The 23,400-nt window shown below is 72.0% G+C and carries 21 protein-coding genes; 10 read left to right on the forward strand and 11 right to left on the reverse strand.

Annotation, left to right across the window (positions count from 1 at the left end; translation table 11 throughout):
- Position 1: 1 nt before the first annotated feature.
- From IH50_RS0115250 to IH50_RS41640, 3 genes are read right to left on the reverse strand one after another with little or no spacing between them, the layout of a single operon-like run.
- Positions 2 to 274, reverse strand: coding sequence for an acyl carrier protein (locus IH50_RS0115250; RefSeq protein ID WP_234328163.1), 273 nt, complete (start codon positions 272 to 274; stop codon positions 2 to 4).
- A gap of 46 nt (positions 275 to 320) precedes the next feature.
- On the reverse strand, positions 321 to 1,250 hold the full coding sequence (locus IH50_RS0115255) for a TIGR03619 family F420-dependent LLM class oxidoreductase (protein WP_051767316.1): 930 nt from the start codon (positions 1,248 to 1,250) through the stop codon (positions 321 to 323).
- Positions 1,251 to 1,284: 34 nt separating this feature from the next.
- Positions 1,285 to 1,716: an SCP2 sterol-binding domain-containing protein gene (locus IH50_RS41640; RefSeq protein WP_030861517.1), complete on the reverse strand. Its 432-nt coding sequence runs from the start codon at positions 1,714 to 1,716 to the stop codon at positions 1,285 to 1,287.
- Between the two features lie 243 nt (positions 1,717 to 1,959).
- Here IH50_RS41640 and IH50_RS0115265 point away from each other — a divergent pair, with 243 nt between their 5' ends.
- Together IH50_RS0115265 and IH50_RS0115270 are read left to right on the forward strand one after the other, a co-directional pair.
- Positions 1,960 to 3,216 (forward strand): NAD(P)/FAD-dependent oxidoreductase, encoded by a 1,257-nt coding sequence (locus IH50_RS0115265; protein WP_030861519.1) that lies wholly within the window; start codon positions 1,960 to 1,962, stop codon positions 3,214 to 3,216.
- Positions 3,213 to 4,472, forward strand: coding sequence for a cytochrome P450 (locus IH50_RS0115270; protein WP_030861521.1), 1,260 nt, complete (start codon positions 3,213 to 3,215; stop codon positions 4,470 to 4,472). The genes IH50_RS0115265 and IH50_RS0115270 overlap by 4 nt, the downstream gene beginning before the upstream one ends.
- A 231-nt stretch (positions 4,473 to 4,703) precedes the next feature.
- On the opposite strand, the gene IH50_RS0115275 is transcribed toward IH50_RS0115270, so the two are convergent.
- The 3 genes from IH50_RS0115275 to IH50_RS39720 all read right to left on the reverse strand — a co-directional run bounded on the left by IH50_RS0115275 (position 4,704) and on the right by IH50_RS39720 (position 7,984).
- The gene (locus IH50_RS0115275; protein ID WP_030861523.1) at positions 4,704 to 5,528 is read right to left on the reverse strand and encodes an ester cyclase family protein; all 825 of its coding nucleotides are present in this window, start codon (positions 5,526 to 5,528) and stop codon (positions 4,704 to 4,706) included.
- A gap of 52 nt (positions 5,529 to 5,580) precedes the next feature.
- Positions 5,581 to 6,786 carry an NAD(P)/FAD-dependent oxidoreductase gene (locus IH50_RS0115280; RefSeq protein ID WP_030861525.1) on the reverse strand — a complete coding sequence of 402 codons (1,206 nt, stop codon included), beginning with the start codon at positions 6,784 to 6,786 and terminating at the stop codon, positions 5,581 to 5,583.
- Positions 6,787 to 6,853: 67 nt separating this feature from the next.
- Positions 6,854 to 7,984 (reverse strand): Acg family FMN-binding oxidoreductase, encoded by a 1,131-nt coding sequence (locus IH50_RS39720; protein WP_051767317.1) that lies wholly within the window; start codon positions 7,982 to 7,984, stop codon positions 6,854 to 6,856.
- Between the two features lie 126 nt (positions 7,985 to 8,110).
- On the opposite strand from IH50_RS39720, the gene IH50_RS0115290 reads away from it, so the two are divergent.
- Positions 8,111 to 9,355 carry a cytochrome P450 gene (locus IH50_RS0115290; RefSeq protein WP_030861530.1) on the forward strand — a complete coding sequence of 415 codons (1,245 nt, stop codon included), beginning with the start codon at positions 8,111 to 8,113 and terminating at the stop codon, positions 9,353 to 9,355.
- A gap of 103 nt (positions 9,356 to 9,458) precedes the next feature.
- Here IH50_RS0115290 and IH50_RS0115295 read toward each other — a convergent pair whose 3' ends face one another.
- Positions 9,459 to 9,914: a MerR family transcriptional regulator gene (locus tag IH50_RS0115295; protein ID WP_030861532.1), complete on the reverse strand. Its 456-nt coding sequence runs from the start codon at positions 9,912 to 9,914 to the stop codon at positions 9,459 to 9,461.
- Between the two features lie 87 nt (positions 9,915 to 10,001).
- Between IH50_RS0115295 and IH50_RS0115300 the strand changes: the two genes are divergently transcribed.
- The 6 genes from IH50_RS0115300 (at position 10,002) to IH50_RS0115325 (ending at position 16,993) form a co-directional block, all read left to right on the forward strand.
- The gene (locus tag IH50_RS0115300; protein WP_030861535.1) at positions 10,002 to 10,946 is read left to right on the forward strand and encodes an NAD(P)/FAD-dependent oxidoreductase; all 945 of its coding nucleotides are present in this window, start codon (positions 10,002 to 10,004) and stop codon (positions 10,944 to 10,946) included.
- A gap of 6 nt (positions 10,947 to 10,952) precedes the next feature.
- Positions 10,953 to 12,434 (forward strand): MDR family MFS transporter, encoded by a 1,482-nt coding sequence (locus IH50_RS0115305; protein WP_051767318.1) that lies wholly within the window; start codon positions 10,953 to 10,955, stop codon positions 12,432 to 12,434.
- A gap of 91 nt (positions 12,435 to 12,525) precedes the next feature.
- Positions 12,526 to 13,176 (forward strand): class I SAM-dependent methyltransferase, encoded by a 651-nt coding sequence (locus IH50_RS38750; RefSeq protein ID WP_051767319.1) that lies wholly within the window; start codon positions 12,526 to 12,528, stop codon positions 13,174 to 13,176.
- Between the two features lie 73 nt (positions 13,177 to 13,249).
- Positions 13,250 to 14,044, forward strand: coding sequence for a class I SAM-dependent DNA methyltransferase (locus tag IH50_RS0115315; RefSeq protein ID WP_030861541.1), 795 nt, complete (start codon positions 13,250 to 13,252; stop codon positions 14,042 to 14,044).
- A complete protein-coding gene (locus IH50_RS0115320) occupies positions 14,041 to 15,573 on the forward strand; it encodes a flavin-containing monooxygenase (RefSeq protein WP_051767320.1) in 1,533 nt (510 codons plus the stop codon). The genes IH50_RS0115315 and IH50_RS0115320 overlap by 4 nt, the downstream gene beginning before the upstream one ends.
- 52 nt (positions 15,574 to 15,625) lie before the next feature.
- Complete coding sequence (locus IH50_RS0115325; protein WP_030861545.1) at positions 15,626 to 16,993, forward strand: aminotransferase class III-fold pyridoxal phosphate-dependent enzyme; 1,368 nt, start codon at positions 15,626 to 15,628, stop codon at positions 16,991 to 16,993.
- Between the two features lie 74 nt (positions 16,994 to 17,067).
- Here the strand turns inward: IH50_RS0115325 and IH50_RS38755 are convergent, their stop codons facing one another.
- The 3 genes from IH50_RS38755 to IH50_RS0115340 all read right to left on the reverse strand — a co-directional run bounded on the left by IH50_RS38755 (position 17,068) and on the right by IH50_RS0115340 (position 18,885).
- Positions 17,068 to 17,910, reverse strand: coding sequence for a M56 family metallopeptidase (locus IH50_RS38755; protein ID WP_158801230.1), 843 nt, complete (start codon positions 17,908 to 17,910; stop codon positions 17,068 to 17,070).
- A gap of 84 nt (positions 17,911 to 17,994) precedes the next feature.
- A complete protein-coding gene (locus tag IH50_RS0115335) occupies positions 17,995 to 18,396 on the reverse strand; it encodes a BlaI/MecI/CopY family transcriptional regulator (RefSeq protein WP_051767321.1) in 402 nt (133 codons plus the stop codon).
- A 6-nt stretch (positions 18,397 to 18,402) separates the two neighbouring features.
- Positions 18,403 to 18,885: a hypothetical protein gene (locus tag IH50_RS0115340; RefSeq protein WP_158801232.1), complete on the reverse strand. Its 483-nt coding sequence runs from the start codon at positions 18,883 to 18,885 to the stop codon at positions 18,403 to 18,405.
- A 158-nt stretch (positions 18,886 to 19,043) separates the two neighbouring features.
- Here IH50_RS0115340 and IH50_RS0115345 point away from each other — a divergent pair, with 158 nt between their 5' ends.
- Entirely contained in the window at positions 19,044 to 20,357 is a 1,314-nt protein-coding gene (locus IH50_RS0115345; RefSeq protein WP_030861552.1) for a hypothetical protein, read from the forward strand.
- Between the two features lie 63 nt (positions 20,358 to 20,420).
- Here the strand turns inward: IH50_RS0115345 and IH50_RS0115350 are convergent.
- Positions 20,421 to 23,400 (reverse strand): non-ribosomal peptide synthetase (locus IH50_RS0115350; protein ID WP_158801234.1); only part of this gene is annotated, 2,980 nt, incomplete at its 5' end.

A 23,400-nucleotide genomic window follows, 5' to 3' on the forward strand; every position in this document is an offset into this window, starting at 1 on the left:
GTCACCGCGCCGGCAGTGCCTGGTCCACCACCGACTCCACGCCGTCGAGGTTGACCATGCGGCTGAGTTCGTCCTGCTCGATGGTGATACCGAACTCGCGTTCCAGGGCGGCCAGGATCTCGATCGCCCGCAGCGAGTCGGCGTCGTGCTCCTCCTTGAACAGGCTGGTGCCGGTGAGTTCCGCGGGATCGATCTCCAGGATCCTGCAGACGATCTCCTTGATCTTCTCCTTGCGCGCCTCGCGGCTGGCGACGGTGTTGTCCGGCATGGTCATCTGCTCTCCAGGGTCGGTGGGGTGGACGCGAAGCGGCGTGATCCGGTCACAGCCGGACGAGGACGTCCTTGACCAGCCACTCCATGGTTTCGACGATCTCTGCGGGCCGCATGGACAGGTCCAGGACCATCAGCTGCACCCCGGCGCGGCGGTAGGCGTCGATCTCCTCCACGACCTGTTCCGCGGTGCCGGTGATGCTGACCCGGTCGGACATGAAGTCCATGACCTCGAAGGGCGGCACCAGGGCGCGGCGCACGGTTGTCTCGACGTCTGCGGGATCGCGTCCCGCTTCGGTGGCGAGCCGGTCGAGCGTGGCGCGGGCGGCCGTGATCTCGTCCGGGTACAGCTCGTGCGCGAGCCAGCCGTCGCCGAGCCTGGCCACGCGGCGCAGGGCCGCCTCGGTGTTGCCACCCACGTACACGGGCGGCCCGGTCCTGCTGTGCGGCCGGGAGGCGAGCCACATGTCCTCGAAGTTGGTGAACCGGCCGTGGAAGGAGGTGGGGTGACGGGCCGACCACAGGGTACGCATCACCTCGATGGCCTCGTCGGTGCGGGCGCCCCGCTGGCTGCGCGGGACCCCGACGGTCCTGAACTCCTCGTCCATCCAGCCGATCCCGGCGCCGAGCACGGTGCGGCCCAGGGAGAGCTGGTCGAGCGAGGCCAGTTCGGAGGCGAGGATGACGGGGTTGCGGTAGGGCAGCGCCATGACGTGAGTGCCGATGCGCACGCGTTCGGTGACGCCGGCGACCACGCCCATCACGGCGACGGGCTCGAGCCAGGCCACACCCCAGTTGTAGGCGTTGGCGGTCTTGGCGCGCGGGTAGAGGCAGGTGCTCCGACGGGTCCGCGGCAGGGCGACGTGACTACTGACCCAGACGGAGTCGAACCCCATCCGGTCGGCGGCCGTCGCCACGTCGAGGAGGTAGCGGCGGCGGCCCGGCGGACCGACGGTGGGCAGTGCGATACCGAACTTCACGGGGCATCTCCAGGGCGGTGGCGGAGCTGTCTGCTCAGGCGGGACGCTCGAACCAGTGCTCGAACTTGGCGGCGTAGAGGGTGTTGCCGGCGAGTTTGACCTTGCCTCCGAGGAACGCCTGCATTCCGTTGAGGCGGCCGGTGAGCAGCTTGAGGAAGGTCGGCAGCCCCACGGTGGTGGTCAGCTTGGGGGACTCCGTGCGCCCCCGGCCGGTGCGGCAGCTGCCGCCCTCGATCTCGACGAAGTACTCGAAGACCCCGTCGGGTGTGTTGATCAGGTACTGGAAGGCCGCTTCCTGCCCCTTGGCCCGGTCGGCCCGGAACGCCTCGGGCATGTTCCCGAAGACGTCGTCGAGCAGTCCGGCGATGCCGCCGGTCTGCTGCCGGGCGAAGTCGAGGACCTCCTCCTCCTTGCGGCGTCCGGCCGCTTCCTTGATCTCTTCGAACCTGCGGGTGTCCAGGGGCATCGCCACGCTCCTGTGTCGGTGGGACCGGTGTCTCGGACGGCCCTCAGGCTGCCGGGCGGCCGCGGGCGGTGACAGGGCCGTCAGGGCGGTGGATCGGGCGCCGCCGGGGAGCGTCCGGGACACCGGGCCGAAGGCGCTGCCCGAGTGGGCACCTCCCCCAGGCCTTCCGGACTTCCGGCCGCGTGGCTTTGCTGTGCGGGGCACCGGCGTCCGCCGGCCGCCCCGCACGCACGCGGAGGTCATATGTACGACGTGATAGTCGTCGGTGCCCGCTGCGCGGGATCGCCACTGGCGATGCTGCTGGCCCGCAAGGGGTACCGCGTGCTGGTCCTGGACCGTGCGGCGTTCCCCAAGGACACCGTCTCGACGCACTACGTCCAGCCGAGCGGCCTCGCCCGGCTGCGGCGCTGGGGTCTCCTCGACCGGCTGACCGCGACCGGCTGCCCGCCGATCACCGAGGCGGTCTGGTGGTTCGGCGACGACCTGTCGGTCCGGGGGTTCGCTCCCCCGTACGAGGGTGTCGCGATGGCACTCGCCCCGCGCCGTACCGTGCTCGACGCGCTGCTCGTGGACGCGGCCCGGGAGGCGGGGGCCGAGGTGCGCGAGCGGTGCACCGTGCGCTCCCTGCTCCGGGACGAAGCCGGGCGCGTGGAGGGGGTGCGCTACCACTGCCGCGGCCAGGAACACACCGCGCGCGCCGCGCTGGTGGTGGGCGCCGACGGCCGCAATTCGCTGGTGGCCCGGGAGACGGGCCCCGAGAAGTACCACGAGCGGCCGCCGCTGACGGTCGTCTACTACGCCTACTGGCGCGGTCTGCCGCCGCGGCGCCGTCACCTCAACGAGGTGTACCTCATGGGGGACAAGCAGATCGGGGTGATCCCGACCCACGACGACGTCTGTCTCATCCAGGTGGCGCGCCCGCACTCGTTCTTCTCCACCTACCGCACCGACATCGAGGGCCACTACCACAAGGCCATCGCCGAGGCGGCGCCCGCGCTCGCGCGCGAGCTGGCCGACGGCGCGGAGCGCGTCGGCCGGTTCCGCGGCACCGCCGACCTGGGCAACTTCTACCGAAAGCCGTACGGCCCCGGCTGGGCCCTCGTGGGCGACGCCGGCTACCACAAGGACCCGCTCACCGGGCAGGGCATCTCGGACGCCTGGCGGGACGCGGAACTGCTCGCCGACGCCGTCGACCGGGTGTGGTCGGGCACCGAGGAGTGGGAGTCCGCGCTCGCGGGCTACGAGCGGACCCGCAACGCCGCCTCCGAGCTGATCTACGAGTTCACCTGCGAGGCGGCCGGCTTCGACCTGGACCCGATGACCCGGCAGCTGGTCCGGGTCGTCGCCGCGCACCAGGAGGACGCCGACCGGTTCTTCGGGATGATCGCGGGTTCGGTGCCCGGGGAGGAGTTCTTCGCCCCCGACAACCTGCTGGCGATGCTCGGGCGGCTGCCCGCCGACGCCCTGGCGGAGCTGAACGGCACGAAGGGAATCCGATGACCCATCAGCCCACGGAGGACACCGTGTCCGGCGAGGTGCCCACGCTGGAGGACTTCGACCCGTACAACGACGCCTTCCGGGCCGACCCGTACCCGGAGTACGAGCGGATCAGGGCCCTGGGCGGCCCCGTGCACTGGGACTACCTGGACTCGTACGTGGTGAGCAGTCACGCGGACGCCACCGCGGTGCTCGCCGACCCCCGGATGCGTCTGCAGCCGCCCGACCCGGTGGCCGAGCTGATGGCCACCGTGGTGCCCGAGTCGCTGCGGTCCATGAGCCGGACCCTGCTGTTCACCGACCCGCCCGACCACACCCGGCTGCGCAACCTGACCCGGCGCCCCTTCGCCTCGCCTCGGCTGGGCGGGGTCCTCGCCGACGCGCGCCGGCTGGCCGACGGGATCCTCGCGGACGCCCTGCGCCGCGGCCACCTGGAGGTCGTGGACGAACTGGCCTTCCCGGTGTCGCTCCAGGCCATCGGCGATCTGCTGGGCATCCCCCGGGCGGACCTGCCCAAGCTCCGCGACTGGGGGCAGGCCATGTCGCCGGCCGCCGACATACCGGCTGCCCCGGCCTCGATCGACAGCGCCGTGGAGGCCTACGCGGCGTTCGACGACTACTTCGCCCATCTGGCCCGGGTGCGTGGCGAGAACCCGGGCGAGGACCTCTTCTCGTCCCTGGTGGGGGCGCACCGGCAGGGCTCGATGAGCCGCAGCGAGCTGCACGCCAACGCCGCGCTGGTGTTCATCTCGGGCCACGAGACGCTGGTCGCGTTCACCGCGAGCGCGTTCCTGTCCTTCCTGCGCCACCCCGGCCAGTTGGCCCTGCTGCGCGAACACCCGGAGCTGGCGGCCGCGGCCACCGAGGAGGTCCTGCGTCACGAGAGTCCGCTGCAGCTGGCCACCGCGGGGGGCGGGCGCTGGACCGCCGAGGAGGTGGAGATCGGCGGCCGGACCCTGCCGGCGGACGTACGCGTCCTCACCTTCATCGGCGCCGCCAACCGGGACCCGGCGGTCTACGAGGACCCGGACCGTTTCGACATCACCCGGCCCGGCGCACGGCACCTCGCGCTCGGCCACGGCCTGCACTACTGCCTGGGCGCCGCGCTCGCCAAGCAGCAGGGCACCCTGCTGCTGGAGGCGCTGGCCCACTGGCCCGTCCGGCTGGTCTCGGAGACCATCGACGCGCCCGAGTGGCTCCCCCTGTTCATGCAGCGCCGGCTGGCCCGGCTGCCGGTGACCGTGTTCCCCGCCGGGTAGGCCCCCACCGGATCCCCGACGCGGCCCGCGGCACGGGTGCCCGCGGTCGGCGGCCCCGCGCCGCACCGCCCGCCCGGGAGGGGGTGGGCGGTCCGGCAGGGGACGGGATCCGGCACCGGCCGTGGTGTGCTGCGGGGACCGGGCGGGCGCCGTCCGCCGCGGTCCGCACGTGCCGGAGGGGAAGACCGGTCCCGGTCTTCCCCTCCGGCACGTGGTGTCCGGTTCCCCGGCTCAGCCCTCGGCGGAGACGCCGAACCGGGCGACGGCGGCGTAGTCCATGACGTCCCAGTGCTCGGCGATCAGTCCGTCCTCGATGCGCAGCAGGTCGGAGGTGTGCAGGCGCACCTCCTCGCCCGAGGCGGCCTCGTGTCCGTGCCAGACGCAGAAGATGCCCACCAGGTCGTCCTGGACGATCATCTGGGTGATGTCGCCGACCAGGTCGGGCGCGAGCCGGAACAGCCCGGCGAAGAATTCCTTCATGCCCCGCAGACCGCTTCCCGACCGCGCCGCGAACGGGTTGTGCTGGACGTAGTCCTGCCGATAGTAGTCGTCGGCCTTCTCCAGCAGGTGCCGGTGCATCAGCTCGTCCCACACCCGCTGCACCAGCCGCATGTTGGCCTGCTCGGCGGGGCCGGCGTTCCAGTCGGGCTCGCCGGTGGCCTGAGTGGTCTGGTCGGGCGGTGTCATGCCGAGCCGGGTGAGGGAGGAGTAGTCGAACACGCTCCAGTGCTCGGTGATCCGGCCGTCGCTCAGCCGGTAGAGGTTGGCGGTCTGCTGGGACAGCTCCTGCTCGGTCCCGCCGATGGTCCCGCGCCACCGGACGTACACCAGGACCCGGTCGTTCTGCTCCACCAGCTGTTCGATGGTGCAGCTGAGGTCGGGCACCAGGGTGAGCATGGTGGTGGCCCAGGTCTGCAGGCCCTCCACACCGGGGGCCGCGCCCGGCTGGTGGTTGACGTAGCCGGGGGCGAAGAACTCCGGCGCACGGTCGAAGTCGTGCTTGTTGTAGATTTCCTCGAAGAGCTGCCGGATCCGCCGTCCTGGCGTCTGGGTCATCGTGGTGTCTGCCTCTCTGCTGATCGTGGGTGCGGTACGACGGACGCGGTGGTCAGGTGTCCTGGGCGGTGAGGGCCGCGGCGCGCTCGATGAGGTCGGGGGTGAAGAAGACGTCCCAGGTGTAGCTGCCGGCGATGAGGCCGAAGAAGCGGTCGATCTGGTCCTGGTCGTCCTGGATCACCCGCAGGACGTTCAGCAGCTCCGGCATCGGCTCGAGCTGGGCCGCCTGGAGGTTGAAGAAGTACTCGGGCATGGCGTCCTCGTCGCGCTGCTCGGCGAAGTCCGCGAGCGCCTCGTCGACTGGGCGTTCGCCGCCGAGCGCGGGGTTGAGCAGCCCGGCCAGGAGGTCGGCGTGCCGGAGCGCGTCGCTGATGCCGAAGGCGCCCACGGGGTCCTTGTGGAAGCCGGAGTCCCCGACCAGCGCCCAGCCCGTCCCGGAAGCCCGGCGGAAGAAGTTCGGCAGCCGGCCGGTGCCGGTGAACCGGGCCGCCCGCTCCGACTCCCGTACGCGCTGGGCGAGTTCGGGAGCGGTGTCCTCCAGGGCCTGCATGTAGGAGCTCTCGATGTCGCCGCGCACGCTGTCGAACATGGCGCGCGGCCACTGGATGCCGATCATGACGTTGTCGTCGTGCGTGGGCACCACCCCGATGGCGCGCCGGTCACGGACGTAGACCTCGTAGTCGGCCTTGAGGCCGTTCCAGTACGTGTAGTAGAGGCAGTTGAGGGTGGGGGCCTCCTCGTACCTGCGGGCGCCCGCCTCCCGGGCGACCAGCGAGTCGATGCCGTCGGCGCCGATCACCACACGGGCCCGCTCGGTGGTCTCCCGGCCGTCCGCGCCCTTGACGCGCACACCGGTGACCCGGTCGCCGTCCCGCACAAGACCGGTGACGTTGGCGCGTTCGCGCAGCTCGGCGCCCGCCTCCGTGGCGGCGTTCACCAGGAGGTGGTCGAGTACGTAGCGGCGGGGACCGTAGGCGGTCCTGATCCCGTCGACGGCCGGTGCGCAACCGGTGATGCTGACGTCCTGGAGCGTCCAGCGGGCCACGTCGAGCGGCGGGCAGCCGGTAGCGGCGAGCCGGTCGAGCAGGCCCCACCGGGCGAGCCGGGCGATGGCGGGCTGGTGCACGTAGTGGGTGGACATGGTGTCGCTGGGGAAGGTCGCCCGGTCGAGCAGGAGGACCCTGTGGCCGGCCCGCGCGAGCAGCATGGCCGAGGTCGCTCCGGCGACCCGGGCACCGACGACTATCGCGTCGTACATGGTGGTCTCTGCCTCCTCGGCATGGTGGCGGAGCGGGTCCGCCGTACGGTGGGGTGGAAGCCCCGCATCACCCGGCGTCGGTACCGAGGACGGCCGCGACCGGCCGCCGGGGGCTCGTGCCCGCGGCACGCTCCGGACGACCGATGCGGAACGTGACGAGTGCCTGTCTGCCGGGGTCGCCGACCAGCTCTTCCAGCGCCTTGCCGAAGCGCGGCGGGAGGCCCAGTTCGCGTTCCCGGTCGGCTCGGACGGTCATCATGTTGAGGTGGCCGACAGCCAGCCCCCTGGCGGTGGCGAACAGGTGGACGCGCTGGAGCAGCCGCCCGCCGCGCATCCGTTGCGCACGGTCGTCGGAGTCGGTCACGGTGACCATTCCGAAGGCGGCGGCCGTGGCCACGTGCACGTTGCGCGTGTTGCGCAGCCAGAACCGGTCGGCCGTGCGGCGCGAGGGCGCGGGCAGCCGCTTGCCCAGCGTGCTCATCAGGGGCGGCATGCCCTGGGTGTCCACGGTCATCCCGTCACGGCTGCGCTCGATCTCACGGTCGGTGCCGCGGTACCAGCGGTGGCCGGCGAGCGACTGGCCCTCGTCGGCGATGACGGCCTCGGTGGCCTCGACGAGGAGCCGTGCGACCCGGTCCCGTCCCCCGTCGTCGGCGAACCAGAGCAGGGCGGGGCCGTCGGGGTCGTCACCGGCGAGCGCGGTGATCTCGTCGAGCAGCGGCCGGGGCAACGGCCGGCGCAGGAACGGGCCGCGGTTGGTGCGCCGGTGCGGGATGGCGTCGTACAACTCGGACGGGACTCGCTCGCCGGGGGCGAGCCGCACGACCGCTGCGTGCTCGGGCCGGGCCGGGTCGGGCATCAGGCTCAGCTCCGGCTCATACCCGCGGGCCCGGGCGGCGAGCACCATGTTCTCCAGGGCACAGCCGAGTCCCACGTACAGTTCGCGGTCGAACGGGTCGAGTGCGCCCTGCCGGCGGCCGAGGTCGGCGTACACGTCGATCCGGGTGGAGTGGTCGCCGACGGTGAACCGCCACGGCTGGACGTTGCGGGCGTTGGCCGCCAGGATGCCCGCCGCGATCACTCCGTCCGCGCCGTCCCGGCCCTCCCAGGTTCGCCAGGCGTCGAAAGCTGCTCCCCGCGGCGGCGGCGCCGCGTACGCGGTCATCGCGGTCACGGGGTCGAGCGGTTCGGTTCCCATGGCTGGCTACCTTCGGGGCTCGGCGCACGCGGGGGGAGTGCCCTTTGGAGGGTGTATGCGAGGTGCCCGAACGACCACGGCGTCGGCGGCTGTCCGGGCGCCGGGCGGTGGCAGGATCCTCGGCCCATGACGGAGACGACGACTTCCCCCGCGCGGAGCCCGGAAGAGCATCTGATCACCTTCTTCGACCCGGCGAACCGCCCCGACCCGTATCCCGTGCTCCATCGGATGCGTGAGGCGTCGCCCTTCCGCGCGATGGACGGCGCGCTGCTGGTACTGGGCCGGCACAAGGACGTGGAGACCGTGCTGCGTTCCCCGTCGGCCAGCGCCGACCGCGGCAAGTCCAGGATCCTCAGCACGGACGCGGTCGAGTCGCGCAAGGAGGTCATGACCTTCCTCGACCCCCCCGACCACACCCGGCTGCGGGGCCTGGTCACCCAGGCGTTCACGCCGCGCATGGTGCAGAGCCTGGAGGGCCGGATCAGGGAGATCGTCGACGACCTGGTGGACCAGGTGGCCCGGGCCGGATCGCCCGTCGACATCCCGAGCGTGTTCTCCTACCCGGTCCCGGTGCGGGTGATCTGCGAGATGCTCGGGGTCCCGCCGGAGGACCACAAGATCTTCGGCACCTGGTCCACGGTGCTGGGGCGGGCGCTGGACCCGCTGATGGCGGCGAACCGGACGCCGGAGATCGACAAGGAGGACACGGAGACCCGGGCCGCCTTCTACCAGTACTTCCGCGATCTGATCGCGGCCGGCGGCGCCCGCGGTGAGGGGCTGCTGGCGCGTCTGGTGCAGGCGGAGGCGGAGGGCGACCGGCTCACCGAGAAGGAGCTGCTGGCCACGCTGGCGCTGCTGGTGATGGCCGGACACGAGACCACCGCCAACCTGATCTCGCACGGCATCCTCACCCTGTTGCGTCACCCCGACCAGCTGGCGCTGCTGCGGGAGGACCCCTCCCTGGCGTTCCCGGCGGTGGAGGAGATCCTGCGGTTCGAGCCGTCGGTGCAGATCCTGCACCGGATGGCGAAGGAACCCATCCGGCTGGAGGACGGCTTCGAGGTCCCGGCGGGCATGGACGTGCTGCTGCTGGCGGCGGCCGCCAACCGCGACCCCGATGTTTTCGACGACCCCGACCGCTTCGACATCACCCGCGCCGCCGGCCGGCGGCTGGACCACCTGTCGTTCTCCAGCGGGGTGCACCGGTGCCTGGGCGCGAACCTGGGCAAGCTGGAGGCGGCGCTCGCGCTGCAGGCGTTCTTCTCCCGGGTGGAGGACCCGCGGGTGGTGACGGAGTCCCTGGAGTACCGCCCGCACGTGATCCTGCGGGGCCCGGAACGGATGCGGGTGTCGTTCTCGGGGGTCCGGTAAGGAGCGGCGTCCCGGTCTCCGTGGAAGCGGCAGGCCGGCCGCGGAGACCGGACGGGCGCCCCGCGGGACTCCCGTGGGAACCCCGCGCGCCGGGCGGCCGGCGTCAGTGGACGTGCCCGCGCAGTTCCACCGAGTACGCCTCCGCGTCCGCGGCCCCCTCGTTCAGTGACTCCACCAGCCGGCTGAAGCCGGGGCACTCGGTGAAGTCGTGTGCGCGGCAGCTCATCGCGTGCTCGATCAGCGTGCGCGAGGCCTCGATCTCCCGGATGCGCCGCTCCAGTTCCTCGTAGTGGGCGCGCAGCAGGACCTGGCGGGCGTCGGCGTTCCCTGCGTCGAGGACGTCGCGGAGCTGTTCGAGGCTGAAGCCCGCGGCCTTGCCCCGGACGATCATCGCGACCCGGGCGATGTGGCGCTTGGTGTAGCGGCGCCTGCCGTTCACCCGCTCCGCGGGGGACAGCAGCCCGCTGGCCTCCCAGTGCCTCAGCACGTGGGGGCGCAGATCGAACCGCTCGGCGAGTTCGCCGATGGTCATCGACAGGTCCGCGTCGCTTGACTTCATGTTGACATTAACTTGCAGAGTTGGGTCCAGGTCAAGCCGATCAGACACGTCACACGACGGGAGCGGACACACATCATGGACATGAGCATGAAGGACGTCATCATAATCGGCGGAGGCCCCGCCGGGATGTCGGCGGCATTGACCCTGGGCCGGACCCATCACACGGTACTGCTGGCCGACAGCGACGACGGACGCAACGCACCGGCCGAGGCGATGCACAACTTCCTGACCCACGAGGGCACGTCGCCCGCCGCCCTGCGCGAGAAGGGCCGGGAGAACCTGGCCGCCTACCCGCACGTGGAGGTGCGCTCCGTGGCGGTGGACTCCGTACGCCGGCTGTCCGACGAGCACTTCGAGGTGACCCTGGCCGACGGCACCGTGGCGGAGTCCCGCCGGCTGCTGCTGGCCACCGGGCTGCGGGACGAGATGCCCCCCGTGCCGGGCGCCGCCGAACTGTGGGGCAAGTCCGCCTTCCACTGCCCGTACTGCCACGGCTACGAGGTCACGGGCAAGGAGGTCGCGGTGCTCGGCGCCGGTCCCGACCGGGTCAGGCTGGCGCTCCAGCTGAGCCGTTTCACCGCCGACACGGTGCTGTGCACCGGCGGCGAGCCGCTGGAGCCCGTGCTCCAGAACGTGCTGGAGAGCCATGACGTCACGGTGCGGACGGAGCCGGTGACCGGGCTGGTCGGCGAGACGGGCCGGCTGCGCCACATAGCCTTCGAGGGCGGCGCGACGCTGGAGCGGGACGCCGTCTTCGTCAAGACCGTGCTGCACCAGCGCGCCCCGTTCGCCGAGCTCCTGGGCTGCGACGTGTTCCCCGACGCCAGCGTCGAGGTGAACGAGTTCGCACAGACGAGCGTGCCCGGCGTCTACGCCGCAGGCGACATGGCGCGCCGCGCCACGGTGCCGGCGCCCATGGCCGCGGTGATCGCGGCGGCCGCCAGCGGCACGGTGGCCGGGGCGATCATCGACCAGGACCTGCTGAGCGCCGAGTTCAAGCTGCCCAACCCCTTCGCGTCCGGGAGGGCGTGAGAACACATGACCGAGAGCATCCCCGCCGGACCGGAGGAGTCCACCCGCGACACCTCCGGCCGGGAACAGACCCACCGCAGCAACGTACCGCTCGCCTCGATCGCCCTGGTCCTCGGCATGCTGCTGTCCGTGCTGGACCAGACCGTCGTGGCCATCGCGCTGCCGGAGATCACCGCCGACATCGGCGGTGCCGGGAGCTTCAGCTGGGTGGTCACCGCGTACGTGCTGGCGTCCACGGCCACCGGCACCTTCTACGGCCGGATCAGCGACCGGTACGGACGGCGCGAGGTGTTCATCGCCGCCGTCGTGCTGTTCACCGTCTCCTCGCTGCTGTGCGGCATGGCGCAGTCGATGCCGCAGCTGATCGCCGCCCGTGTGGTGCAGGGAATCGGCGCCGGCGCGCTGTTCGTGATCCCCACCGTCTCCCTGTCGGAGCTGTACCCGCAGCACCTGCGCGGCAAGGTCCAGGGGCTCACGGGCGCGGTCTTCGCGCTCGCCAGCGTCGGCGGTCCGCTGGTCGGCGGCGCCATCACCGACGGGTCCGGCTGGCGCTGGATCTTCTACATCAACGTGCCCATCGGCGTGCTGTCCGTCGTGCTGTGCGCCGTCGCGCTGCGGCTGCCGCGGGCCGGCGCCACGGACCGCGTCGATTATCCCGGAGCGGTCCTGGTGGTCGCCGCCGTGGTCAGTCTGCTGCTGGTCACCGAATGGGGCGGCCGCGAGTACGACTGGGAGTCCGTCCAGATCATCGGTCTCGCCGTGGCGTGCGTCGCGTTGTTCACGGCGTTCGTCCAGTGGGAGAAGCGTGCCGCCAACCCGCTGCTGCCGATGCGGCTGTTCGCCAATCCCGCGCTGCGCCTGATCCTGCCCGCCACGGCCGTCCTCGGCATGCTGCTGTACGGGTCGGTGGTCTTCATGCCGACCTTCCTGCAGACCGCGTACGACTGGAGCGCCACCCGCGCCGGGCTCGCCCTGATCCCGTACTTCGTCCCGTTCATCGTCGTGTCGGCGATCGCGGGCGGCAAGGCCGGCAAGAGTGGACGGTTCAAGCCCTACCTGCTGGCCGGCGCGGTGGTCCTGATCGGGGCGTTCGTGCTGCTGGCCACGATCGACCCCGACCGGGACTACCTCTACGCGGCGGCGGCCATGGTGGTCCTCGGCGCCGGGTTCGGGCTGCTGATGCAGAACCTCGTGGTGGTGTCGCAGAACGCGGCGGCACCGCCCGACCTGGCGGCGACCACGGCGGCCAACCTCTCCATCCGGGGACTCGGCATGGCCGTGGGCGTGGCGCTCTTCGGCAACCTGCTGGCCCGCGAGGCCGGCGACGGCCCGCTCTCCCCCGCCGCCACCGCCGAAGCGATCCCGGACGTGTTTGTCTGGGGCGTGCCACTGGCCGTGCTGCTGCTCCTGCTGCTGGTCCTGGCGCCCACCGGGCCGGGCCCCGCCCAGGAGGAGGCGGACACCGGGGCCGAACCCTCCACCGCCTGACCTCCGTCCGGACACCGACCGTTTCCCACAGGTGAGGAGGGGCCGCACGAGGGCCCCTCCTCACCGCCACCACGTACCGGAGACACACGACATGCGCCGTCCGCTGACCACGGCACTCCACGGCCTCATGCGCCTCGCGCCCGCGCACCGCCACGCCCACCGGGAACCCGGCGGGATGGGCATGAGCGGCGACTGGTACGACCGGCTCTCCGGACGGCTGCTCGGCGGACTGTACCGCCGGGCCGCCTCGGAGACCTCGGCCGTGCCCGCCGGCGGCGCCGTCCTCGACATCGGCACCGGCCCGGGGCACCTGCTGCTCGCCGCCGCCCGCACACGCCCGGACCTGGCGCTGCACGGCCTCGACATCGCCCCCTCGATGGTGCACCGGGCCCGGCACAAGGCGGCCGTCCAGGGGCTGGAGGACCGCGTCACCGTGCACCTCGGCGACGCGGCGCACCTGCCACTGGAGGACCGCACGATGGACCTGGTCGTCACGACCCTCAGCCTGCACCACTGGGACGACGTCCCCGGTGCCGTCGGCGAGGTGGCCCGGGTCCTGCGGCCCGGGGGCCGGTTCGTGGTCTACGACTTCCGCTCGGTGGCGGCCGCCCTGCCGACCGGTGCCGTGGCCACGGCCCCCCAGTTCGCCGGCACCGCGGTGGAACACGAGCCGGTCCGGGCCTTCGCCTGGCTCCCCTTCCGGCCGTTCGCCCGGCTCGCCGTCCGTCTGCCGGCGGACTGACCGCTCCACCCTCCCTCGATGGCCAGGCCGATGGAGCCTGGTCCCCCTTCTCTCCCGGAGGTTGACTCCCGGCATGACCACTCAGGAGAACTACGGCCCCACCAGCTACGGCGAGGAACTCGCCGACATCTACGACAACTGGATCGTCCGCCTCCAGGAGGACGCCGAGCCCACCGTGCGTTTCCTCGCCGATCTCGCGGAACGCGTCGCGAAGGACACCGGGGAAGGGCGCGTGCTCGAACTCGGCGTCGGCACCGGACGCGTCGCGCTGCCGCTGGCCGCCCGTGGCGTGGACGTCACCGGGATCGACGCCTCCGAGGAGATGCTGGCCCAACTGCGCGGCAAGTCCGGCAGCGACGCCGTGTCGCTGGTGCACGGCGACTTCGTGACGCCGGACGTGCGGGGCCCCTTCGGCCTGGTCTACGTCGTCTTCAACACCCTCTACAGCCTGGCCACCCAGGAGGACCAGATACGGTGTCTCGCCGGTGCGGCGGCCCTGCTCCCGGACGGCGGCGCCTTCGTCTTCCAAGGCTTCGTGCCCGACACCGCGCGCTTCGAGGCGGCGCGGCACAGCGGACAGCAGATGGAGGTGGCGCGCACCGGCGCCACCAGCCTCAACCTGGGCATCGCCCGCCACGACCCGGTCCGCCAGCACATGTACCCGCACTACAGCCTCAAGGACTCGGACACCGAGCGGGAGCACACCGTGCGGTTCCGCTACGTGTGGCCGAGCGAGCTGGACCTGATGGCCCGGCTGGCCGGGCTCACCCTGGAGCACCGGTACGCGGACTGGGCGGGCGGCGCCTTCACCGCCGAGAGCCAGGCCCATGTGTCGGTGTACCGCAAGACGGGCCCCGTCCGGCCGTGACGGGGCGTCAGGACCCTTCCGTACGCATAGCGGTGATCGGCGCGGGTTTCGCCGGCCTGGCCGCCGCCGTGCAGCTCAAGCGGCAGGGCATCGAGTCGTTCACGGTGTACGAGAAGGCCGGCGACCTCGGCGGCACCTGGCGGGACAACACCTATCCCGGCGCGGGCTGCGACATACCCTCCCACCTGTACTCGTACGCGTTCGCCCCCTACCGCGACAGCCGGGTCCGCTACCCCGGGCAGCCGCAGGTTCTGGAGTACCTGCGCGCCTGCGCCCGGGAGCACGGGGTGGAGCGGCACGTGCGGTACGGCACCGAGATCACCTCGGCGCACTACGACGACGCACGCGGGCAGTGGACCCTGGAGGCGGCGGACGGGCGGACGCACACCGCCGAGGTGGTGATCTCCGCCGTGGGCCAGCTGCACCGCCCGAACGTGCCGCGGCTGGCGGGCGCGGAGGACTTCACGGGCACCGCCTTCCACACCGCCCGCTGGGACCACGGCCACGTGCTCGACGGGCGGTCCGTGGCGGTCGTCGGCACCGGGTCGAGCGCCGCGCAGGTGGTGCCCGCCATCGCCGACCGGGTGCGCCGGCTGCACGTGTTCCAGCGCACGGCGAACTGGGTACTGCCCAAGCCCGACGCCCGGTTCCACCCGGCGCTGTCCCTGCTGCTGCGCGCCGTACCGGCCGCCCACCACGCCTACCGCTCGATGTTGTTCCGCCGCTCGGAGGCGGTGCTGCTGCCCGCGCTGCGGGGCAACCGGTTCCTCGGGGCCATGCTGCGCACGATGGCCCTGCGCCATCTGCGGGCCGGGGTCCCCGACCCGGAGCTGCGCGCGCGGCTGACGCCCGATTTCGCCGTGGGCTGCAAGCGGGTCGTGCTGTCCTCCGACTGGTACCCGACGCTGGCCCGTGACCACGTGGACGTGGTCACGGATCCCATCGCCCGGGTCACGGCGAAGGGCATCGAGACCGCCGACGGCGTCCACCGCGAAGTGGACACGATCGTCTACGCCACCGGTTTCCGCACCACGGAGTTCCTCGCCCCCATGACGGTGACCGGCCGCGGGGGGCTCGCCCTGCGCGAGGTGTGGCGCGGCGGGGCCCGCGCCTACCTGGGCATCCACGTGCCCGGTTTCCCGAACCTGTTCCTGATGTACGGGCCCAACACTAACCTGGGGCACAACTCGGTGATCCTCACCCTGGAGGCGCAGGCGGTCCACGTCGCCCGCTGCGTGGCCCTGCTGGCCTCCCGGGCCGCCGCCGGCGTCCGGGGCATGGAGGCCACGGAGCAGGCACTGGACGCCTGGCAGCGCCGGGTGGACGAGGGCTCCGCGGGCACCGTGTGGACCGGCTCCTGCACCAGCTGGTTCAAGACCGGGGACGGGGTGCTCACCAACAACTGGCCCTACCGCACCACGCACTACCAGCGGATGACGGCCCGTCCCGACCCGGCCGCGTTCCGCTTCCTGCCGGCCGCGCGGAACCCCTCCGGGAACGCCGACGACCTGCATCACGTACCCGATTAGCTCGCCCGAACGGAACTGGGAGGAGGAAGGGCCCCGCCCTACCGTGCTGCACATGACGACTTCCGAGACAGGCAAGGGACTCGAAGCGGCCAAGGCGGTCGCCGCCGACGACGCCGCGCACGTCTTCCGCGGCTGGGTGCAGCAGGGCACGCACATGGCCTTGCCGGTGGCCGGAGCGAAGGGGTCGTGGTTCTGGGACTACGCCGGCAACCGCTACCTCGATTTCTCCTCCCAGCTCGTGTACGCCAACCTCGGGCACCAGCATCCGCGGCTGGTGTCCGCGATCAAGGACCAGGCCGACCGGCTGTGCACCATCGCCCCGCACTTCGCCGAGGAACGGCGCGCCACCGCCGCCCGCGAGATCGCGAAGCTGGCTCCGGAGGGCCTGAACCGGGTTCTGTTCACCAGCGGCGGCGCCGAGGCCGTGGAGCACGCCGTACGGCTCGCGCGGCTGCACACGGGACGGTTCAAGATGCTGGCCGCCCACCACTCGTTCCACGGCGCCACCTCGACGGCGATCCAGCTCACCGGTGATCCCCGCCGGTGGCGCAACGACACCGGCACGGCGGGAGTGGTCCGCTTCTTCCCGCCGTACCCGTACCGCTCGGCGTTCTACTCCGAGAACGAGGAGCAGGAGTGCGCGCGGGCTCTGGAGCATCTGGAGCAGGTCATCGTCCTGGAGGGCGCGCGGACCATCGCCGCCATCGTGCTGGAGCCGGTCGGCGGCACCAGCAGCGGCGTGCTCGTCCCGCCGGACGGCTACCTGGCCGGGGTGCGGGAGCTGTGCGACCGGTACGGGATCATGCTGATCCTGGACGAGATCATGGTCGGCTTCGGCCGCACCGGCGCCTGGTTCGCCTCCGACCACTGGGGAGTGCGCCCGGATCTGATGACCTTCGCCAAGGGGGTCAACTCCGGCTACGTACCGCTGTCCGGGGTGCTCGTCTCGGACGAGATCGTCGAGACCTTCAGCAAGACGCCGTACCCCGGGGGCACGACGTACTCGGGCCACGCGCTCGCCTGCGCCGTGGCGGTGGAGGCGATCGACACGATGCGCGACGAGGGCGTCGTGGAGCACGCCGCGAGGCTGGGCCGTGAGGTCTTCGAGCCGGAGCTGACAAAGATGGCCGAGCGTCACCCCTGTGTCGGCGAGGTCCGCGGCATCGGCGCGATCTGGGCCCTGGAGCTGGTGAAGAACAGGAAGACCAAGGAGATGTACGTCAACTACGACACCCCGGACCGGCTCACACCGCAGGGCGCGGAGCTGATGGGGGCACTGATGCGGCGCGGGGTGAACGCGATGTTCTACCTCAACCGGCTGAACATCACGCCTCCGTGCAACATCAGCGAGGAGGACGCCCGGGAGGGCCTGGCCAGGATCGACGAGGCGCTGACCGTCGCGGACGCACGCGTGGCGTGAGAGCGGGGACGCTGACCCGTCGGCCCGTCCCTCCGTCCCCGCGCGGGCGGGGGACGGAGGGACGGGCCGACGGGTCAGCGGCAGAGCGCGAACGGCTCTCCGACGACGGCCGCCACGCCGCAGTACAGGACCAGCGCCAGCAGAACGAGGACGCACAGCAGCAAGCGGCGCAGGTGATGGCAGCGCAGGAACCTGGCGAACCGCTTCGCCCCGTGCTCCAGCTGTTCGACGCGGGCGGCCAGCGCGGTGTCCCCGCCCATTCCCGTGCCCATGCCCGGCCGGCCGGGATCGGGCAGGCACTTCACCAGGGCGCTCGCCACGACGCTGGGCGTGGCGAAGACCAGGGCGGCCTGGTCGGCCGACAGCTCCTGGCGCGTCCTCACGTGGTGCGCGACGACCCGCGGGCCCGGCACGAACCACAGGGTCGAGACGACCGTCTCCACGACGAGCCGCCCCAGCGGATGCCGGCGCCGGGCGTGGTGCAGCTCGTGTCCGAGCACCGCGGCCAGTTCGTCGTCGGTCGTCCGCCGCGTCAGGCCGGTGCTGACGGCGACCACGGGCCGCAGCAGACCGTGCGTGACGGCGATGGGTTCGTCCACGTCGAGCTGGACCAGCCGGATGCCGTCGTCTCCCGGGCCGCCGACGCGCCGGGCGACCGCCGACAGGCGTTCGCAGGGTGAAAGGGCGTGTTCGTCGATCCACCGGGCGGCCCGCCGGGTGGCCAGGAGTCCGCGCACCCCGACCGTGACGGCCACCGTCACGGTCACCAGCGCGACCACGACTCCGGCGCCGAGGACGACGGCGTTGAGCGTCTCCGCGACTCCCCGGCCCGGGCCGGTCTCCGGCCGCTGCCGCCAGAGCCGCAGCAGCATGTAGACCAGTACGTCGAACAGGACCAGCCCAAGCAGTGTGCACACGCCCATCACCGCCCGGGCGGTGAGGGTCCGTGGCATGCCGTTGCGAAGCCGCGCCAACTCGAAACACTCCCCCGTACCGGTACTTCACGTCTGTTGTCGGGTGTCGTCCGAATCCGTCCGCACGAGCTTCATCAGGCGGGAGTGGAGCTGCGGCTCCGACTGGCACTGGTCGATGAAGTGAACCACCGCGGAGACACCGTGGTCCCGGATGACGTCGCGGACGGCGAGCTCGGCCGCGTCCCGCACGACCGCCTCGTACGCGAAACCGCGGCCCTCCGTCGTGCGGCACAGCACATTGCGTTTGCTCAGCCGGTTGAGGACGGTCATGACCGTGGTGTAGGCGAGGGGCTCCGGCCTCCCCTGGTTGACCTCATCGAGCACCTGGCGCACGGTCAGGCGCCGGCCGGCCTCCCACAGCACGGTGAGGAGTTCGGCGCCGAGCGGCCCCAGGGCCTTGCTCAGCTTGTCGGCTTCGCGTCCGTCCATGGGCCATCACGGTCCCGTGCGATGCGCGCGGTGCGCGGCACCGAGACGGTTGCGGCGCATGGCCTCGAGCCGGACCATGGCGACCACCACCACGCCGAATCCGTACCACACCAGGTCGTGGTAGAAGTCGAGTGACGTTCCCTGTGAGTGCTTCCACATGTCCAGGAAGTAGCCGGCGAGTTCGACGCCCCCGCCGACGACCAGCAGCCAGCCGGTGACGCGGAACCCGGGGAGCCGCAGCTGTGTCGCGCCGGCCGCCATGGTGACAACGGCCCCCAGCCAGATCCCGAGGTGGATGGTCCACAGCGAACTCGGTGGTTCCACGATGAAGGAGACGTTCTTCGCGTGCCAGTACGTGTCGTACGCCTGGCCGAAGAGGTAGACCACCACGCCGGCGAAAGCCAGGTGCCTCCGCCAGCCGAGCGGGTCGGTGCCGGGGGAGCCGGGGATCCGCTGTCCGACGGCCACCCGCATACCTGTCGATTCCATACGCCTACCGTGACCGGTGAACCCTAACGACGTGACCCGACACCGGCGAGTCCGATCGGGCTGCTCGAGCGGGCACCCCGGGTTTCGCCGTCGCCGGACCCAAAGGCGCGGCCCTCGGGGTCTGGGCCACGAGGACCGGGTCCGCCCAGGCTGGGCCCATGGTCCCCTCCCTCACTCTCGCCCACGTGGTCGGGCACGGTTCAGGCCCGATCCCCCGTACGTACGCGCTGATCGCCGGGGTGACCGCCCTGTACGCGTCCTTCGAGGCGCTGCGTCTGCGCTGGCAGGAGCCGCGCTTCGACGAGCGCCGGGTCTGGCGGGGGTTCCCGGAGCCGCTGTCGCTCACCGCCGACCACCCGCTGCTGCGCCGCACGCTGCGGGTGGTCGGCGCGGCCCTGGCCCTGCTGACGCTGACCGTGCTGACGACGGGCTACGGCGGTCACGATCTGGGCATCGGCATGATCTACGTGTTGTTCTGGGTCGGGCTCGTGCCCGCCTCCCTGCTCCTGGGGCCCGTCTGGCGGCTGTTGAACCCGCTGCGCTCCGTGCACGAGGTGGTCTGCGCGCTGACCCGCGTCCCGCCCGACGCGGGGCTGCGCCGGCTGCCGGAGCGTGTCGGGGTGTGGCCCGCCGCCGTCGGTCTGCTCTGCTTCGGGTGGCTCGAACTCGCCGCGCCGGGGCGCGGGTCCGCGTCGGCCGTGCTGCTGTGGCTGTGGGTGTACGGGGCGGTGCAGCTGATCGCCGCCACGATGTACGGATCACGCTGGTTCGAGCGCGGGGACACCTTCGAGGTGTACTCCTCGCTCATCGCCGCCATGTCCCCGCTGGGCCGCTCCCACGACGGGTCCCGGCGCCTGGTCCTGCGCAACCCGTTCAACGGGCTGGCCGGGGTGCGCGAGCAACCAGGGCTGACCGCCCTGGTGTCGGTGATGCTGGCGCTGACCGCGTTCGACAGCTTCGCCAACACCGGTGCCTGGCGGGCGGTGAGCGACGGGCTGCCCACCTCGCCGGCGCGCACCGCCGGGCTGCTCGGGACGGCCCTGCTGATGCTGGGTCTGCTGCGGCTCAGCGCGTGGACCGCACGGCACCTGTCCCGCGGTGCCTCCTGGGGCGCCGGTCTGATGGCCCCGTCCCTCGTGCCGGTCGCCGTGGGCTACGTGTTCGCGCACTACGCCTCGGTGCTGATGGTGGAGGCACAGCGGTTCGTCGACGTCTTCTTCGTCTCGGGCGAACCGCTCACCGTCCACCACGGCGACGCCACCGTCGTGGCGTACGCGCTGCCGTCGGCGATCGTCCTGTCGCTCCTGCAGGTCGTGTCCGTCGTCGCCGGGCACGTCTTCGGCGTGATCGCGGCTCATGACTCCGCCGTGGGCGCGCTGCCGAGCGGGCGCAGGGTCCTGCCGCAGGTGCCGTTGTTCGTGGTGATGATCGCCTTGACGCTGGGTGGGCTGACGCTGCTGCTCGCCGCGTAGCGGACGCCCCCGCGCAGGGGTGTGCCCGGGGACGGGTCCGTCCCCGGGCACACCCGCGCCGGCTCAGTCCCCGGCCTGCCGCACCCACTGGGCGAGCCGGCCGAGTTCGTCCGTGAGGGCCGCCACGAACGCCTTGCGTGTCGCGGCGGAGTGCCGGTTGGTGCTGAAGCCCACGGTGAGGTTGAGCCGGCCCGCGACCACGAACCCGATCACGTCGACGGTCCGGAACCGGGTGCCGGTGCCGCTGCGCTGCCTGCCGTAGGCCATGCGCGGCACGCTCAGCAGGTCACTGCGCAGGAACACCTCGTCGACCTGGCCGAGGTAGTTCACGCCGATCTGCGCCGCGGGCAGCCCGCGCAGCGCCTCGGCCTCGGGCCGGCCGGACAGGTACGTCAGCAGGCCGTGCCCGGCCCCCCGGCCCGGCAGCGCCTCGACCTGGTCGCGCACCCGGCGCAACGCCTCGTCGGCCGGCAGGGCGGGGTCGTGCTCGAACAGTACGGGCACCAGTGTGGAGAAACGGCCCACCGTGCGGCTGACGTCGGCGTCCGGCACCGGGAGGTCGCGGCCGTGCCGCTCCAGGTCGACGAGGACCCGCCGCGCACCGTCGTCGTCCGGGTACGTGGCGTGCAGGGCGCGCACCGCCGCGGAGCACAGGACTTCGGACAAGTCGGCCCTGATGTGCCGGGGCAGCAGGCGCACCAGCGCGTCGGTCACCTCGCGGTCGACGCGCACGGTGACGTTCTCCAGCGATTCCAGCGAGTTGGGGCCCTCCGTGCCGTCCACCGGGAAGGGCGGGGTGTTCCGGCGGGCCTCGCTCGCCCAGTAACCGGATTCGGCCGTCACCTCCGGGGAGTTCGCGTACTCGGCGAGCCCCCGGGCCCAGGACCGGAACGACGTCGTCCGCGGCGGCAGCGTTCCCTCGCCACCGGCCTCCAGGTCGGCGTAGCCGCCGAGCAGGTCCTCCAGGAGGATGCGGCCCGAGTAGTGGTCGACCGCCAGCCAGTGCGCGAGGAACAGCACGCAGTGCGGCCGGTCCCCCATGTCGAAGTAGGCCATGCGCAGCAGTGGCCCGCGGCCGAGGTCGAGACTGGCCTGGAGCTCGTCGCTGATCTCGACGCTGCGCTTCTTCTGGGCCCGGCTGTCCAGGTGCGACAGGTCGTGGACCGTGAACGGCAGCGGCTCCGCCTCGTCCTGCGGCGCCACGTGCGCCGTCCAGGCGCCGTCGGCGTCCTGGGCGAAGCGCAGCCGCAACGCGTCATGGTGCTCGAGGACGCGGCCGAGTGCCCGGGCCAGTACGGCGGGGTCGAGCGGCCGCTGCAGCGCCAGCAGGAAGGAGGCGTCGTTCCAGTGGTGGCGTTGCGGCAGGTCCTGGGAGAGGAACCAGCGCTGCGAAGGTGTCATTCCGGTCGGTCCGACCGGGTCGTCCGGGGTGGAGCCGACCGACGCCGAACCCGCGGCCAGTGCCTGGCCGGTGATGGTGGGGTGGGCGAAGACGTCGGCGAGTCGCAGGCGCAACCCGTGCCGGTCGGCGGCGGCGGTGGCGCGCAGGGCGAGCAGGGAGTCCGCGCCGAGTTCGAAGAGGTTCGCCGTGGTGGACAGCGGCTCGGACGGGTTGAGCAGTTCCGACCAGACCTGGACAAGGGCGTGCTCGACGGGGGTGGCCGCGGGCGTGTGGACGGTGACGGTCCGGGTGCGGGAGGGAGCGGGCAGGGCCTTGCGGTCCACCTTGCCGTTGCCGCTGAGCGGGATCTCGTCGATGGCGATCAGGACGGGCGGGACCATGTACGAGGGGATCTTGGCCTCGAGCCACTCCCTCAGTGCACCGGTGTCGACGTCGGCCTCCGGCGTCACGTAGGACACCAGTCGTTTGCCGCCCTGACCGGTGGTGTCGGTGACCGTCACGGCCCCACTGACCCGTGGGTGCGCGGCCAGCGCGGCGTCGATCTCGCCGAGTTCGATGCGGTAGCCGTTGATCTTGACCTGCTGGTCCTCGCGCCCGAGGAACTCGATCGTGCCGTCGGGCCGGAACCGGCCGAGGTCACCCGTCCGGTACAGGCGTTCCCCGGTGCGGGGGTGGACGATGAAGGACCGCGCCGTCTTCTCCTCGTCCTTCCAGTACCCCAGCGCCGTTCCCGCACCGCCGATGAAGATCCCACCCGTCGCGTACGGCGGCCGTACCCGCAGCCGGCTGTCCAGTACGTACATGGTCTGGTTCGCGAGCGCCGTCCCGTAGGGGATGCTCGCCCAGCCCGGGTCCACCTCGGTGACCGGGTGGTGGATCGACCAGATCGACGCCTCCGTCGCCCCGCCCAGGCTCATCACCCGCACGCCCGGGAACGTCTTCCACGCCCGCTCCGGCAGCGACAGCGGGATCCAGTCACCGGAGAGCATCACCATCCGCAGCCCCGCCCGGGGCTCGTGCCGCGCCCGGTGCTCGGCATAAAGCTCGAACAGGGCGGGCACGGAGTTCCAGACCGTCACACCGTGGGCGTCGGCGAGCTCGCCCCAGTGCTGCGGGTCACGCTCCGACCCCGGGTCCGGGAGCACCAGGGCCGCACCGGCCGCGAGAGTGCCGAAGATGTCCCACACCGACAGATCGAAGCTCAGGCTGGACACACCCAGCACCCGGTCACCGGCCGTCAGCCCGATGCGCTCGTCGATGTCCTCGACGGTGTTGCGGGCGCCCCGGTGATCGATCATCACCCCCTTCGGCACACCCGTCGAACCGGAGGTGAAAATGATGTACGCCAGGTCCGTCACCGCCCGCCGGACGATGTGACCACCCGGCTCGGGCCCGGCTCCCTCCGCGGTGACCGCCACCGCCGTCACACCCGCCGGCCACGGCCCCTCTTCCGCCCCGGGCTGAGTCAGAACAACCCGGGCCCCGGTGTGTTCGACCAGGTAGGAGATACGTTCAGCGGGCAGGGCGGGGTCGACCGGAACATAGACACACCCGGCCCGCAGCACCCCCAGCACCGCCGCGACCTGCTCCCACCCCTTACGCATCGAGACCACGACCCGGTCCCCGAGCCGTGCCCCCAAC

It is taken from the genome of Streptomyces sp. NRRL S-37, from assembly GCF_000721605.1.
GTDB lineage: Bacteria > Actinomycetota > Actinomycetes > Streptomycetales > Streptomycetaceae > Streptomyces.